This window comes from Mesorhizobium sp. M0830, from assembly GCF_040319965.1.
Classification (GTDB): Bacteria; Pseudomonadota; Alphaproteobacteria; order Rhizobiales; family Rhizobiaceae; genus Mesorhizobium.
Genome location: NZ_JAMYOR010000105.1, coordinates 1 through 12512, shown reverse-complemented (window position 1 = coordinate 12512; position 12512 = coordinate 1). Strand labels below are relative to the sequence as shown.

19 protein-coding genes and 4 pseudogenes are annotated in these 12512 nt (G+C 59.5%); 12 read left to right on the top strand and 11 right to left on the bottom strand.

All coding sequences use genetic code 11. The annotated features are described in order from the left end of the window. Positions 1–461: type II toxin-antitoxin system VapC family toxin (locus NKI20_RS32725; protein ID WP_352838076.1), on the top strand; the 461-nt coding region annotated here is incomplete at its 5' end. 177 nt (positions 462–638) lie between these two features. On the opposite strand, the pseudogene NKI20_RS32720 reads toward NKI20_RS32725, so the two are convergent. The 6 genes and pseudogenes from NKI20_RS32720 to NKI20_RS32695 form a co-directional block, all read right to left on the bottom strand. After that, positions 639–1275 (bottom strand): annotated as a pseudogene (locus tag NKI20_RS32720) (IS6 family transposase). Positions 1276–1411: 136 nt separating this feature from the next. After that, positions 1412–1822: a hypothetical protein gene (locus tag NKI20_RS32715; RefSeq protein ID WP_352838074.1), complete on the bottom strand. Its 411-nt coding sequence runs from the start codon at positions 1820–1822 to the stop codon at positions 1412–1414. Between the two features lie 330 nt (positions 1823–2152). Then, a complete protein-coding gene (locus NKI20_RS32710; RefSeq protein ID WP_023762679.1) occupies positions 2153–2392 on the bottom strand; it encodes a hypothetical protein in 240 nt (79 codons plus the stop codon). Between the two features lie 7 nt (positions 2393–2399). Beyond that, complete coding sequence (locus tag NKI20_RS32705) at positions 2400–2645, bottom strand: hypothetical protein (protein ID WP_352838072.1); 246 nt, start codon at positions 2643–2645, stop codon at positions 2400–2402. Between the two features lie 81 nt (positions 2646–2726). After that, the gene (locus NKI20_RS32700) at positions 2727–3428 is read right to left on the bottom strand and encodes a Crp/Fnr family transcriptional regulator (RefSeq protein ID WP_352838070.1); all 702 of its coding nucleotides are present in this window, start codon (positions 3426–3428) and stop codon (positions 2727–2729) included. A gap of 259 nt (positions 3429–3687) precedes the next feature. Then, on the bottom strand, positions 3688–3894 hold the full coding sequence (locus NKI20_RS32695; protein WP_352838068.1) for a hypothetical protein: 207 nt from the start codon (positions 3892–3894) through the stop codon (positions 3688–3690). A gap of 245 nt (positions 3895–4139) precedes the next feature. On the opposite strand from NKI20_RS32695, the gene NKI20_RS32690 reads away from it, so the two are divergent. From NKI20_RS32690 to NKI20_RS32665, 6 genes and pseudogenes are all read left to right on the top strand, one after another. Beyond that, positions 4140–4331: a hypothetical protein gene (locus NKI20_RS32690; RefSeq protein WP_352838066.1), complete on the top strand. Its 192-nt coding sequence runs from the start codon at positions 4140–4142 to the stop codon at positions 4329–4331. Positions 4332–4387: 56 nt separating this feature from the next. Further along, positions 4388–4585 carry a hypothetical protein gene (locus tag NKI20_RS32685; RefSeq protein ID WP_352838064.1) on the top strand — a complete coding sequence of 66 codons (198 nt, stop codon included), beginning with the start codon at positions 4388–4390 and terminating at the stop codon, positions 4583–4585. Positions 4586–4685: 100 nt separating this feature from the next. After that, a complete protein-coding gene (locus tag NKI20_RS32680) occupies positions 4686–4913 on the top strand; it encodes a hypothetical protein (protein WP_352838062.1) in 228 nt (75 codons plus the stop codon). After that, a complete protein-coding gene (locus tag NKI20_RS32675) occupies positions 4913–5152 on the top strand; it encodes a DUF982 domain-containing protein (protein ID WP_352838060.1) in 240 nt (79 codons plus the stop codon). The genes NKI20_RS32680 and NKI20_RS32675 overlap by 1 nt, the downstream gene beginning before the upstream one ends. A 68-nt stretch (positions 5153–5220) precedes the next feature. Then, positions 5221–5506: pseudogene (gene tnpB, locus NKI20_RS32670) on the top strand (IS66 family insertion sequence element accessory protein TnpB). A gap of 86 nt (positions 5507–5592) precedes the next feature. After that, a pseudogene (locus NKI20_RS32665) lies at positions 5593–5736 on the top strand (transposase domain-containing protein); the annotation flags it as partial. A 75-nt stretch (positions 5737–5811) separates the two neighbouring features. Here NKI20_RS32665 and NKI20_RS32660 read toward each other — a convergent pair. Together NKI20_RS32660 and NKI20_RS32655 are read right to left on the bottom strand one after the other, a co-directional pair. Then, entirely contained in the window at positions 5812–6573 is a 762-nt protein-coding gene (locus tag NKI20_RS32660) for an aminotransferase class I/II-fold pyridoxal phosphate-dependent enzyme (protein WP_352838058.1), read from the bottom strand. Between the two features lie 31 nt (positions 6574–6604). Beyond that, positions 6605–6874 (bottom strand): PLP-dependent aminotransferase family protein, encoded by a 270-nt coding sequence (locus NKI20_RS32655; protein WP_352838056.1) that lies wholly within the window; start codon positions 6872–6874, stop codon positions 6605–6607. Here NKI20_RS32655 and NKI20_RS32650 point away from each other — a divergent pair. Both NKI20_RS32650 and NKI20_RS32645 read left to right on the top strand, forming a co-directional pair. Then, entirely contained in the window at positions 6838–7083 is a 246-nt protein-coding gene (locus tag NKI20_RS32650; RefSeq protein WP_352838080.1) for a FimD/PapC C-terminal domain-containing protein, read from the top strand. The two genes, NKI20_RS32655 and NKI20_RS32650, sit on opposite strands and share 37 nt — an antisense overlap. A gap of 38 nt (positions 7084–7121) precedes the next feature. Continuing rightward, positions 7122–8030 carry a Csu type fimbrial protein gene (locus NKI20_RS32645; protein WP_352838078.1) on the top strand — a complete coding sequence of 303 codons (909 nt, stop codon included), beginning with the start codon at positions 7122–7124 and terminating at the stop codon, positions 8028–8030. Between the two features lie 467 nt (positions 8031–8497). On the opposite strand, the gene NKI20_RS32640 is transcribed toward NKI20_RS32645, so the two are convergent. Then, complete coding sequence (locus NKI20_RS32640) at positions 8498–9097, bottom strand: diguanylate cyclase domain-containing protein (RefSeq protein ID WP_352838054.1); 600 nt, start codon at positions 9095–9097, stop codon at positions 8498–8500. Between the two features lie 588 nt (positions 9098–9685). Here NKI20_RS32640 and NKI20_RS32635 point away from each other — a divergent pair. Both NKI20_RS32635 and NKI20_RS32630 read left to right on the top strand, forming a co-directional pair. Next, entirely contained in the window at positions 9686–9844 is a 159-nt protein-coding gene (locus NKI20_RS32635) for a hypothetical protein (RefSeq protein WP_352838052.1), read from the top strand. Between the two features lie 106 nt (positions 9845–9950). Next, a complete protein-coding gene (locus NKI20_RS32630) occupies positions 9951–10313 on the top strand; it encodes a hypothetical protein (RefSeq protein WP_352838050.1) in 363 nt (120 codons plus the stop codon). A gap of 294 nt (positions 10314–10607) precedes the next feature. Here NKI20_RS32630 and NKI20_RS32625 read toward each other — a convergent pair whose 3' ends face one another. Then, the gene (locus tag NKI20_RS32625; RefSeq protein WP_352487421.1) at positions 10608–10799 is read right to left on the bottom strand and encodes a hypothetical protein; all 192 of its coding nucleotides are present in this window, start codon (positions 10797–10799) and stop codon (positions 10608–10610) included. 397 nt (positions 10800–11196) lie between these two features. Continuing rightward, positions 11197–11325, bottom strand: a complete 129-nt coding sequence (locus NKI20_RS32620; RefSeq protein ID WP_352487372.1) for a hypothetical protein — start codon at positions 11323–11325, stop codon at positions 11197–11199. 539 nt (positions 11326–11864) lie between these two features. On the opposite strand from NKI20_RS32620, the pseudogene NKI20_RS32615 reads away from it, so the two are divergent. After that, positions 11865–12167, top strand: a pseudogene (locus tag NKI20_RS32615) (glycosyltransferase); the annotation flags it as partial. Positions 12168–12512 lie beyond the last annotated feature (345 nt).

Below are 12512 nucleotides of genomic sequence, written 5' to 3'. Positions count from 1 at the left end.
ACACGAGCGTCTATCTGGATGTCCTGCAGGGGCGCACGCCTGAAGTGGTCGATGACCTTTTGACCTATCGGCTCTGTCAGCACTCTGCGGTCTGCCTTGCCGAGCTCAGCCATTTGTTCGGCCGGCTCGATCCGGGCCATCCCACGACGAAGTCGGTCCTGAAAATGGTTGCGGACACGATCGAAGACATTCCAGCGCACCGGCTGCATGCACCCGACGCCACCGCCTGGGGACGCGCCGGCATGCTTGCCGGCCTGCTGTTCCGGCTAAGCCGCCTGCCGAAAGGAGAGGGGCATGAACGCCGCTTCCTCAACAATGCGCTGATCTTTCACCAGGCCGGTCTGCTGGGCGCGACGGTTCTGACCGGCAATGTTCGGGATTTCGATTACCTCAACCAGCTTGTTCCGTCGGTGCGTGTGATCTTCTACCGGCCGGTGACAGACTTGCGCCCGCAGGGTTGAAAGCGTCTATGGGAGATATGCCCGTGCACCGTGATCGTCCACACTGCTTTAATGAACACCAGTCTTCAAAAAGCTCGCTGACACTCTCCTGCGACCGTTGAAACGCGGGCGACAACGGCCATTGGTACTGTCGCAAATGCTGACTGTAATCACAAGGAGAGGCTTCTGGCATATTATTCAGGCAGCAACGATCTCGAGCTGCTCGGCGATTGAGGGACGTGGATTGTAGGCAAACCTCGCCTGTCGTTTGCGCATCATGTGAACCATCGCGATACCGGAAAGAATGACCTCGGTGCTTGCCGCGCTTGATGCGCCGGTGATCCTGCTCTATCCGGTTATTGAGGTGCTTGCTCGTGCGGATGCGGATCGGTTTCAGTGAGCGTCGCGATCCATCCCGCAGACGGTTTTCAGCATCGCAGGAAATAATTGCCTCGTGATTGGTCTGGCTGCCGTCGATGACAATGCGCTCCGGTTTGCCGTGGCGCTCCAGTGCCTTCCGGAGGAAGCACTTTGCCGCTGGCAGATCACGGTTTTCGCTGAAGAAGAACTCAACCGCGTCGCCGACGCTGTCGATGGCACGATAGAGGTACATCCAACGGCCACGCACCTTGATGTAAGTCTCGTCCATGTGCCACTTGCTGCCGACAGCACGCTTGCGCCGGTTGAAGCGCTCCAGCAGTTGCGGAGAAAATCGTATGACCCAGCGATGTACGGTGGAGTGGTCAACCCTCAGGCCACGATCGGCCATCCTCTCTTCCATATCGCGCAGGCTCCGATTGTAGGCCAGATACCAGCGCACGCACAGCAGGATCACGGATTGGTCGAAATGGCGGCTCTCAACAAGGAGTGCCGCTTCGGACGACCCTGGATTCGAGAAGGCGCCTTTGCGGCGCCTTTTCTTTTGCGTGCTAATGTCTCGTGGGCGGTTCGACCAAAATGACTTGCGCCATTCAGCGTGTGGCCGGCGACAAATCAGATGGCAAACGCACGCTTGCGCCTGAGAAAACCACGACGGCAAACACCAGCACGGCAGCGGCGACGATCAGCGAGCCGGCGGCCACGATCGGCTCAATCGCCGTATAGCCGCCTTGTAGCATCAGATACAGCGCTGGCAGCATGATCACCAGCCCGACATTATACAGGCCGTAGTGAATCATTGCGATTCTCCGCGCCGCCTTTGCCGGGTTAAGGGCGTAGTAGCCGCCGAATATCGCGCTTGTGACCCATCCGAGCAGATTGATATGTGCATGGGCCGGAAAGGCACCGTGGTCGCCAGAGATCGCCATCTGCAAACCGGCGCCTATCCCCAAAACCAGCCACACGATGGCAGTCTTGAAGAAAAGATCTGAAACTCTAGGCATGACACTTCTCCCCGAATGCCAATTTCAGCACGCCTCGATTTTAGGATTTCCTAATGAAAGTGCAATCACAATCAGCGCACTGATGTCACGTGCGCGGTTCGCTGCCGCCATTTCCTGGCGACAGCCAATATCTGAATTGCTATTCTTGGCAGATTCGAGGAGCGAAGCAGTTCGTGTCGCTCCAGCCCCTCCTGAAGCCGCACCATGCAAGCGATACGTCTTCGCTGCGACACCTGTGACGGTCACGTTCTGTCATGTCGACAATCGTTCCTGCAAGCAGCTCGGTCCACCATTGACGAGCGTTACGACGATACTACGGCTCGACAGAGGCTATGCCTCGACAGCTGGGTCCTGCGGGTCGACTTCGATCGCAAATCCCGCATCGATCGCACTTTGTGCAATGAGATCGCGAAGTTCCCAGTCCGTGAGTTCGCAAAGCGGAAGCATTCTCCTCACGGTGTGACTAACCTCCGATATCGAAATGCTTGGGCTGCCGATGTTGTCGATCAGATAACAGACAACGGCCCAGCGCACGTCTGAGAAGGTCGGCGTCTGCGTGAGCGCAGACATATATGGCCTACGAATGGAGCCGTGGTTCTGCACCCTCGGCCGTTTTTGCATCGAAGGCGACGGGCACACCGTGAATGATGGATGCCGCCGCCAGAAGCTCTTCCAATTCGAGGTCGGTAGCCTTGCATTCGGGCATGAGTGTTCGGATGGCGCGAATTGCCAGTGCGATGGAGAGGAAGTGGGCCTTGCCTCTTGAGAGAACATAGGCTTCAGCGGCTCTTTCAACCGTGACGGTGTGAAAACTGCTGGTCATCGAGAATACCTCCCTGAAACCCTCAACACGATTTACGGCAGCAATTCCGTAACCCGCAAGGGTTCGTCTGATTTCGGACAATCAGGTGGAGGCAGGGACGAAGTGACTTTGCTCCTCCTCGCCGTAAGCACCATGTGTGAGCTGTATCATTCCAACGCGGTCGATAATCGTGATCTCGCCGCGCCTGGCGTGAACCAGCCCCCGATACTCGAGCATTTGGAGCGCGGTGGTAACGCCGGGACGCCGGGCACCAAGCATTGTCGCCAGAAATTCATGCGTCAGGTAGATCTTGTCTCCTTCGGCGCGGTCGTGGACCATTAGCAGCCAGCGGGCCAACCTTTCCTCGATTTTCGAATGGCCGTTGACCAATGCCGTCCGGGACGACTGGACAAGGAACGCGTGGGCATAGCGAAGCAGTGGCTCGCGAAGGGTCTGGCTTTCTGCAATCGCGGAGCGAAGGTTTTCAACCGGGAGCATCCAGCCATAGCCTGCGACCTGCATGTAGGTTTCGTTGGGAGACCTGTCCTGGCCGAGAATAACGGCAACTCCTGTCATGCCGTCGTGGCCGACGATGCCGACTTCGCTTTGCCGCCCACCGGTCATCGTAGCAACCACTGACGCGATGCCCTTCTCTGGAAAATACACACGCTCGATCGGCTGATATGAGACCTCAAGCTGGGCTTTGATGCCCAGTTCGACGTGATGCATTGATGGCTGCAATCGCGCGAAATCCTCTTGGGAGAGGGCTTTCAATACATGGTTGCGAATAAGGGATTGGGGCATGGCTCTCTCCCTGACGGGCAAGAGCACGTACCTCTTACTGTCGGCTGCGTCCGAAGCGCTGGCGGCCGATCTGGGAAGCATAGGCTTCAAACGTGCGGTTGGCAAAATCTTACAGGTCAGTGCCTGCCCTTTCGGGTATCCGAGGGAAGCGGATGGTTCGAAGCCGCCCCACGGTCAAACCGCTGAGTGCTCTGACGGTTTTGAAGGCCCGACCCCCGACACACCTCTTGGGGCAATGCATCGGGGGCAGGGAAGATGGTCAGTCGGCGAAGGCTATGCCGGTCTTCCGGGCCGCTGCTATGGTTTGGGCATGCCCGTGGAAGACGTGCCATTCGCCCTTGGCCGCAGCCCTGCGGAGCGCCGGGTAATCAGCCTTGTCGACGTGTTCGAGGTACGTCGCCAGCGTCAGCCCATGCTGCCGAAGCACATTGCGGTCCATGCTGGCTGAACGCAGCCACAACAACATCAGCCTCAACCTCCTCGATCCCGAAGGCTTCCCCGGTCTCCATCTCTCGGTCTCGACATAGGCGTCAACGATGAATTGCTGTTGAGGTTCGCCGTGCGTCTCCTAAAGCGGTCAAAGCTCTGGTCGGCTGCCCTCGGGTCCTCGGTGAAAGAGAAAGGGCGCACGGGGTCGACCCGCGTTGCCTCTCTCTCGGTGGGGCTCTGAAATTTCTACCAAACATTCCCGAGCTACATTAGTGTTTCCTTATGGTATCCCTGCGGTACGACGCCAGGCAAGAATCGGACGAGACCTGGACGGTGTTCGACTTGTTCACCGGGCTTCCGGCTGTGTTCGATGGCTACCCAGCCGTCGATCTCGACATGGAGTATGCCGACGATCTGGTGGACATCCTGAACGCCATTGATCGGAAGCGCAGGGTCGCCCGAGGTGATCTCTGATTGGAACCATAATGTGCTGAACGAGTTTGACGCTAGGGGTGGAGTAGTTCCCAATCATGGCCGACCACTATCGATCAGGGCAGATGTCGGCCGCGAACGCTGTTCGGCGGATGATTGCGTCCGATGAAACCCGTCATTACCTCCACAAGGCGTTAGATTTGAAGGTCGAGGTGCACCTTCCGGGCGCCATCGGGGCACTCCTTGCTTTGCTTGATCAGAAAGGACGAGACGAACCGGCCGACCCCCCTGATTAATCTCGGATGCGGGCCATCACTTGGTACAATCCGAACATTGATTTCTTCGTCTCGTGACCCATAAGATGGCCGGCTGGGTTCTCCCACCTGGGAGGGTGCGATGAAATCTCATGCGGTCCTGAAGCCCGTGACCACCGCAAAGGAGCTGGTCGAGGCGGCGATCCATTTCATCCCGGTCGGCAGCATCGTCTCAGTCCGAGACACCGTTGCCGCAGTCCGCAAAGCTGACCCCGATTTACAAGTGACCGACTGTGAATTGGTCGAGACCATCATGGACCGAGCCACGCTCCATGGGCAATTCGTGTGTTTCGACCTCACAGAAGTCTGATGAACCTTCACTGGTTCGACCCGCCGGTCGCTATCAGCGGCAAGAGCGCCGGTACGACCTACAATGTGAACAACGTCGAGGCTGCCTCCGCGCATCTTTTCAAGTGGACCAAACGTGGCCCTAAGTGGAAGGTTGCGACGGACGTTTGCAGGGCCGCTCTGGGTGATCGAGCAACACCTCAGGAGGCCCGGCGGTGCTTCAGGCTCGCTGCCATTGAGGAGGGCGTGCTGCTTGCTTAAGAAGCAGGCGAAGTATCCCGCGCGCTGAAGGCGACGTCGTGACAGGGCCGACGGGTGCGGTCAAGGTCATGGTGGCGACGAAGCCGGTCGACTTCCGCAAGGGCGCGGAGGGGCTGGCTGCGCTGGGTGCAAGAGACGATGGGGGCCGATCCCTTCAGCGGGGCCGTACGTCTTCCGGGCAAAGCGGACTGACCGAATCAAGCTGATCTTCTGGGGAGGATGGGGAGTTCCGCTGGCCGCAAGTGCATGAGGCATGATGCGGCAGCCGCGCTACTGTCGGCGCTATTGGAAGGGCTGGACTGGCGGCGGGTCCACGAGGCGCGCCGGACCCGCGTTCCAGCCCAGGCAGGCTGACCCGCGACGAAGTGAATCAGCCTGGATTCCGCTGTGCGGGCCGGTCATAGCGATGACCTGACTAGCTTCCCGACGATCCGGACGCGCTGAAGGCCATAGTCCTGGCATGCAACGTCGAGAATGCCCGCCTGGTCCAGATCATCAAGGAATTGCATCGTCATCGCTTCGGTCGAAGAGCTGAAACGCTTCCCGACAATCAATTGCAGCTGGGGCTCGAGGAGGCCGAGCGACATATCCAGCTCCACAAGTTCTCCCTTAAGGTCCTCCATCGGTTGCTCGCCGCCGCTCAGGGCGACGCGGCGAGCTCAGATTACGCCGTGCTCGTGATCCGCGTGCTCATCCATCAAAATGCCCCTGAGCACAATCAGCGCGCGCTCGAGCACCAGGCCACTAGCCACACTGCCGACACATAGACGCAGGCCGCTCTCCACGGCGCCGTTCGCGACGGCGTATGCCGCTGGTGAAGTGAGCCGGATGCCAGCGTAAGACGCGCGAGCGGCTGCACGCTCAGCATTGATCTCCGGCATCGGCAGCCACACATGCAGGCTGGCGTCCGATCGCGGTTTGTCGATCAAATCGCCAAGCACCGCGAGCGCGCGCGTCGTCCGCACACGCGTTTCGGCCACGGCTGCGCTTGCAATCTCGTCAGCGCGGCCGCTCTCGATCAACTGCGTCGTTACCCCACTGTTTATCCCCGCCGGCGAATGCATCAACGCCCGCATCGCCCGCGCGCAGCGGTCGAACACCTCGCCTGTTGGCGCGACGAGGAACCCGGCACGAAGCCCGGGTGCGACGATCTTCGACAAGGAACTGACATAGATCGTGCGCTCGGGCGCGAGCGCCGCGAGCGGCGGCACGTCGAGATGGCGCGCATAGGGCGCATAGACATCATCCTCGATGAGCCAGAGCCCGCGTGCGCGCGCCACCCGGACGATATCGGCGCGCCGTTCAAGTCCCATCGTCCGTGCAGTCGGGTTCTGCAGCGTCGGCAACGTGTAGAACAGGCGCGCGCCGGTTTCTGCCGCGGCCCTGTCCAGCGCTTGCGGGGTTGCGCCTTCGGCATCCATTTCCACACCGCGGAGAGGATGGTCCAACTGGCTAGCCAGCGCCTTCGCCCCGGGGAAGGTCGAGGGCTTCGCACAAGACCGGATCGCCTGGTGCGCAGAGCGCCGTTAGCGCGATCGCCATCGCATTCTGCGCGCCCGAGCAGCAGATCACCATTTGCCATTCCATGCGCTGAAGATTGGCTGTCCGGGCGAGCAAGGCGGCGGCCGCCTGCCTGTCGCGATTAAGCCCGCAAGTCGACTGATAGCCCAACCGGTCGACCAACGCTGGCCGCCGGCGCAGCGCGCTCAGAGCCTCGAGCACGGCGTCGTCAGGCAGGTCTGAAAGGCAAGCTGGACGGCGCCACCGAGGAATTTGTGATCGGCTATGACGGTGAGGCATACGTTCGCGGGCTTGCTTCTCACAACGCAGTTGTCGTCGAGCGGGCTGACGGCAGCACGTGCCGCGCCGAATTCACTTTCAAACCAGCAACTGGCCAGCAGGTCGTGATCAGGAACGCAGTGTGTTCGTGAAACTGTCCAACTTCCGGAATCTCGTCGTCGCAGTGGTAATGCTGCTGCCCGGCACCGCCTGGTCGCAAAGCTGCAGCTTTGGTGTGTCGGACCAGAGTTTCGGTTTCATCGACACACTTTCCGGCGCGCAAACGAATTCAACCGGGACCATGAGCGTCACCTGCAGCGGCACGCCGTTGGCACGTATCCTGATTTGTCCCAATCTGGGCGCGGGCAGCGGCGGTGCGACGGCGGCCGCGCGCCAAATGCTCAGTGGATCGAACGTCCTCAATTATCAGCTCTATTCCGATTCGGCCCGTAGCGTCGTTTGGGGCACCTACTCCTGGGCATTCCCGGCTCGTGCGCCCGCACTTGCCCTGACGCTGAACGCATTGGGAACCGGCACCGGGACCGCAACCATATACGGCGCCGTTCTTGGCAGCCAACCGACAGCGCCCCCTGGAAGCTATCTCTCCGCTTTCTCCGGCAGCAATGTTGAATTCCGATACCGATACACCACGTCCAGTTCCTGCGGCACCGGAACGGGCACGATCTCGCGGCCAAGTTTCAACGTGACCGCCACCGTTGCGGCAAACTGTCTGGTCGCCACTCACAACGTCGATTTCGGTGCTGTCGGAATTCTCGACGCAGATATCGACTCGAGCGGCCAGGTATCGGTCACCTGCACGCCGGCTGCCACTTATACCGTCTCCTTGAGCGGTGGCACTACGGCATCGCCGCCAACAGTGCGCAAGATGTCGAAAGGCGCCGAAACCGTCACCTATGGCCTTTACAAGGACGCTGCGCGAACCCAGCCCTGGGGAGACGCAGCGACACCGGGAAGCACTTTGGCGGGGACCGGCAGCGGTGCGGTACAGAACCTGACCGTCTATGGCCGCGTGCCGCCGCAGACGACGCCCTCGGCCGGCGTCTATACGGATACAGTCGTGGTCACGGTCACCTATTAAGATGTGGCCGGCTCGACGGAGTTGCGACATGCGCGCCTCCACGGCTAGGCGAACTGAAAGTAGGAGAGCTTCGTAATAGAAAGCCCGTCGCAGCTAATGAGCGTAAGCGACGGGCTGACTTGGAAGCGGCTACACCCACCCATAGGGATCGACCGCTCCCTAACAACTAATAGCCAACGAATTGGTTCCGCAATTTTCTTCGTCTGCTTTCCGTTTTGTGCGATAGTAAGGGAGCCGCGTCCGAGGGCGGCGGCAATGTCATTCTCGGTTTACAGTGGTGTCTATTGGCCCGCTGATCTGGACAAACTCCAGCGGGTGTTTGATCGGCTATGCCTTGAACGTCGCTTAGCCAAGAAAGACCGCGAACAGCGAGAATCCTTAGCCACGGAAATCTTCCAGGTTTTTGACGACGGCACGAGGGACGAAGAGGACCTTTTGCGGACGCTTTCCAAGCGGCGCCGGCGCTTTTAAAAGGCGCCGGGGAACGACAGGCTTTCCGCTTTTTCTGGCTCAATACTGACTTCGCCAATTGGTTGGGCCGCCACAGCGCTTGGGGGCTTTTCGTTGGTTGGTGGTGGCATGGGCCCCGGACAGGAGATCTGCGAAAGCGTTGTGATCCGGTCAGATTTCAACCTGACCCACGAGCGCCAATCTGCCTCGCTTGCATAAAAGCTGCGTCGCCTGCCATATTTGCTCGCGGAAATCCCGATGCTGGTGCCGATCGACACCATATGTCCGCAGACCTCGAACGGCTCCTCCATTGCCGCCACCAGACGACCTGCCAGGACCGCAGCATCTGACGCGCGATGAATATCAGTCTGCACAATGACGAACTCGTCGCCGCCGAGACCAGCGACCGCGTCGTGCTCGCGAACCGACGCGCGCAATCGGTCAGCGACCTGTCTTAGAAGCGCATTTCCCATCTGGTGCCCAAACATATCTTGACGGGTTGGGAACGATCGAGGTCCAGGCAAAGGACGGCTATCGTGCCGCTGCGCTTCGTCTTGGCGATGACGTGCCAACAATGCGCGATTGGGAAGATCCGTCAGATGGTCGTGGTGAGCCACATGCGCAATCAACTCCTGATTGCGCCGCTGCTCGGTAACGTCCAGATGGTTGCGAACCCGCCCCCCACGAGCGGAACTCCACGGACCGCTCGCATATGCCGCCTCATCGCTTATTACTTTTTGCCTAAAGTATACTTGCTCACCGCAGGTTCGCTAAGAAAGTATCGGCTAAAATTGCAGAACATCCAGGGATCGTTGCCAGAACCAATGCGGTTCCGTCAGACCTTTGCGCTGATAGTATAAGACTTTGGTCCTGCCTCTGATCAATAAAAATTGGGGCGCAATTCCAAGATAGCCGTGACCATTGACGGCTGACGGCTATGTCTCTGTTTAACCCGAATGTTCGGGTTGTGCCAAAATGGCTCACCCTGGATCAAAGCACCGGCTCCAACCATCGGTGGGCTGATGGCGTTCGGCCACGCACCTCCCATGTGCCTACGCATGTCTGTTGCCATCTGTCGAGAGGCGGGCTGTGAGCAGAGAATAGGCTGAAGTTGAAGATGGCCGGCGCCCTCGATGGGAGTTGCCCGTTCAGCTCGATAGCGTGCAATTGCGCCAGCGGCCGGCGATCGAGCGCAAGGCGGTCCTGTGGGACTGGATCAAACCGGCGCAACGCATCATTCAGTACAGTCAGGTGTCGAAGGCGGCGGTGCAGAGTTCTTCGAGGCGGCCGAGAAAATCGGCCTCAGGGTCATGGTGTCGAAGCGACGGGAAAGCTCCTACCGCAGCGGCGCCAAGGACAGCTGAAAATCAAATGCTGGCACACCTGCGAGCTTGATTTGATTGGCGTCAAGCGACAGGCCGGCAAGTGACCGAGGGCTGTTTGCACAGGACGGAGTATGTTGGCAAGGCTGTGATCGCCGCGACCGACGCAATCAAGGACCGGCTATGGAAACATGTGCAGAAGGCCAAGGCGGGGCTGCCGGTTGGCATTCCCGCGGCGGAGGTCACCCAGGAGGTGGAATGGGTCAAGCCCGGCATCACCGCACACCTGAAGATCCAGCGCGGCGAGCATAAGCTTCGCTCATTCGACGGTGCAGGATTTTGGGGAAGGAACTTAGCCCTAGAAGACGCGTCGATGAGCACGCGCGGAGACAACTTTCTCGACGAATGGACAGCAGGACATCGTCCAAACGCCATCACCGACGACCCTGTGGTCATCAGCGATCTTGCAGACGAGGCGATGAAGGCGACCCGCAGCGATACAGGGAAATGAAAAGCCGGCGCTCGTCTTGGGGGAAGGCGTCGCCGGCAAGTGGCAGGCCGTTGGGCGGGGGTGGACGGTAGCCTGCCATCCATCATTGCCGGCAGTATGATCTTAAGTGATCAGATTAGCTAGCGGTAATTTAGCGCAAATCCAACTGGTTTCAGATTTTGCGCCCCGAGCGCGCCGTCCGGCCATGGGGCCCGACGCCCTTTTTGACAGAGGGTATGCCAACACGGCGCCGAGCCTGACCGACGAACTGTCTGCGACGAACTAGCCCGCCGGTCATGCGCTGGTCGGTCGCGCCTACAGCCGGGCAAACTTGTCTAGATGCAGGCGTATCCGCTGGCCTTCAGCGAAGGCGAGAGCGACCGATTCCAGTTCGAATGATTGGGTCCGTTCCTGATCTTCCTCGACCACACGGACGAACCATTCGCCGCAGGCTTCAATCACTTCGATGCAAGGACGACCTTTGCCGTTGAGTATCTCGCTATCCATCGCATTGCCTCCCCGCAACATGAGGACATTGCGAATTTATATGAATGGTGAATCGGCCATGCAAGGCTGGGTACGAATCGTACAAAGGGAGGCCAGCGTCAAAGCCAGTCTGATCTTCGCCTGGCCAGATCCGGAACATTCCTGATAGTTTCCTTGACGGCAGGGGCCCCAACGCTCCTGCAAGTCCCTTGATCCTGGGGCGGCCCGTCGCTGCCGTGAATGGGGCGGCGGGCGTTGTTGGACCACATTCTTGTCGCCATCGAGCGGTTCTCCTCCAGCGCTGCTACTTCAAAGCTGGCGATCGTTTTCGGTGGGGCAGGGTTGCCTTGGCCAAGGGAGGGAAGCCAAAAGGCGCGCGCTTGCCGCAACCGACATGCTCGCAGACCCGCTCGAAGGCCTACGCACGCGGGCCGAGGACGAATATCGCCAGCAGCACGATAAAAAGCACGGTGGCGATCACGACACCCCACTTGAGGACTTTTCTGGTGCCGCGCTGTTCATCGTCGCGAGATAAATTCTCCGCCATCGCAGAATTCCTACCGGTGAACTTCGATTAATCGAAACGTGGAGCGTCTAGGCCGGTTCCCCTGCCGCGTGCAAATGCCGTCGCCGTGCTCTTGGTGTTCCAAGCAAAACCAAGGCGATGGCTGTTTTGGTCTGGCAAAGCGTACGCTTCACGCCGCGTCGCACTCGCAGACGTGATTTTCGATCCGCGCTGACGCACGCGGGACCGCTGTTCCTTCGGCAAGTCACCTCGGTTCATCGCTCATGGCGACAAGATTCCACAGCACGACCCGATCGACGCCTGCTGCTCACTTGGAGACGGCCATGGCCCTGTCCGGTGTATCTATGCACGTGTTCGGCTGTGCCGGGCCTGTTCAGCCGAGACGTCACGGCTCGCGCCGATGTCCGTCCCTTGTCGTTGTTCGGGGCCGCGTCGCGGCGCAGCGATTGTTCCCGGACAAATCAGCAATCCGAAAGTTGGCGGTGATGTGAATAGGTGAAGGAGGGTCGTGCCATCGCCGGTTGGTTTAAGGCTGACTTCCGCTTTCAGGTATTCCGCAGATGAAGATAGCCCAGATCGCACCTCTGATCGAGTCGGTACCGCCGAGGCTTTATGGAGGGACTGAGCGTATCGTTTCCTGACGGAAGAGCTGGTTCGACAGGGCCACGAAGTGAGGTTGTTCGCCAGCGGCGATTCAAGCACCTCGGCCGAACTGGTCGCGTGTTGCAATGTTGCACTACGGCTGAACCCTAGCGCCCAGAACCGTGTTCCGTATGACGTCATGATGCTTGAAAAGGTTCGCAGACGGGCGAATGAATTCGATGTTTCACGTCGATGTTCTCCACTTTCCAATGATCCGTGAGTTAATTCCGACGCGCCTTTTTCCGGAGCAGAGGCGGTGAGGGTACCCTCGTCGCCTTTCGCTACCGTTCGAACCAAGGACCGGGAATTCCGTTATCGGCAGGCGTTATCGCGGCCATCGGTTCCCTTAGCGAGCCGGCGATGTGCAACAATGCGAGTGGAGTTTTCGCGGCCGTGTAACGACGTGCTGTGCGACGGCCACTCCGTCAATCCCGGACCACAGAGCACCAGCAGTTTTTTTGGGAACACCAGCGCCGACTGGCCGTTTGGTGGGTATCTGACTTGGACAGAGAGGAGCTCAAGAAATGCCAACTCCGAGTGGCCATACCGACGCCATCCGCGCCTCG

Bases quoted from the DNA above. Each gene is read 5' to 3' on its own strand.
- NKI20_RS32715 (WP_352838074.1), bottom strand. From the start codon at position 1,822: ATGCCTAGAGTTTCAGATCTTTTCTTCAAGACTGCCATCGTGTGGCTG.
- NKI20_RS32700 (WP_352838070.1), bottom strand. From the start codon at position 3,428: ATGCCCCAATCCCTTATTCGCAACCATGTATTGAAAGCCCTCTCCCAA.
- NKI20_RS32690 (WP_352838066.1), top strand. From the start codon at position 4,140: ATGGTATCCCTGCGGTACGACGCCAGGCAAGAATCGGACGAGACCTGG.
- NKI20_RS32685 (WP_352838064.1), top strand. From the start codon at position 4,388: ATGGCCGACCACTATCGATCAGGGCAGATGTCGGCCGCGAACGCTGTT.
- NKI20_RS32680 (WP_352838062.1), top strand. From the start codon at position 4,686: ATGAAATCTCATGCGGTCCTGAAGCCCGTGACCACCGCAAAGGAGCTG.
- NKI20_RS32660 (WP_352838058.1), bottom strand. From the start codon at position 6,573: ATGGATGCCGAAGGCGCAACCCCGCAAGCGCTGGACAGGGCCGCGGCA.
- NKI20_RS32675 (WP_352838060.1), top strand. From the start codon at position 4,913: ATGAACCTTCACTGGTTCGACCCGCCGGTCGCTATCAGCGGCAAGAGC.
- NKI20_RS32710 (WP_023762679.1), bottom strand. From the start codon at position 2,392: ATGTCTGCGCTCACGCAGACGCCGACCTTCTCAGACGTGCGCTGGGCC.
- NKI20_RS32705 (WP_352838072.1), bottom strand. From the start codon at position 2,645: ATGACCAGCAGTTTTCACACCGTCACGGTTGAAAGAGCCGCTGAAGCC.
- NKI20_RS32645 (WP_352838078.1), top strand. From the start codon at position 7,122: ATGCTGCTGCCCGGCACCGCCTGGTCGCAAAGCTGCAGCTTTGGTGTG.
- NKI20_RS32620 (WP_352487372.1), bottom strand. From the start codon at position 11,325: ATGGCGGAGAATTTATCTCGCGACGATGAACAGCGCGGCACCAGAAAA.
- NKI20_RS32695 (WP_352838068.1), bottom strand. From the start codon at position 3,894: ATGTTGTTGTGGCTGCGTTCAGCCAGCATGGACCGCAATGTGCTTCGG.
- NKI20_RS32625 (WP_352487421.1), bottom strand. From the start codon at position 10,799: ATGGATAGCGAGATACTCAACGGCAAAGGTCGTCCTTGCATCGAAGTG.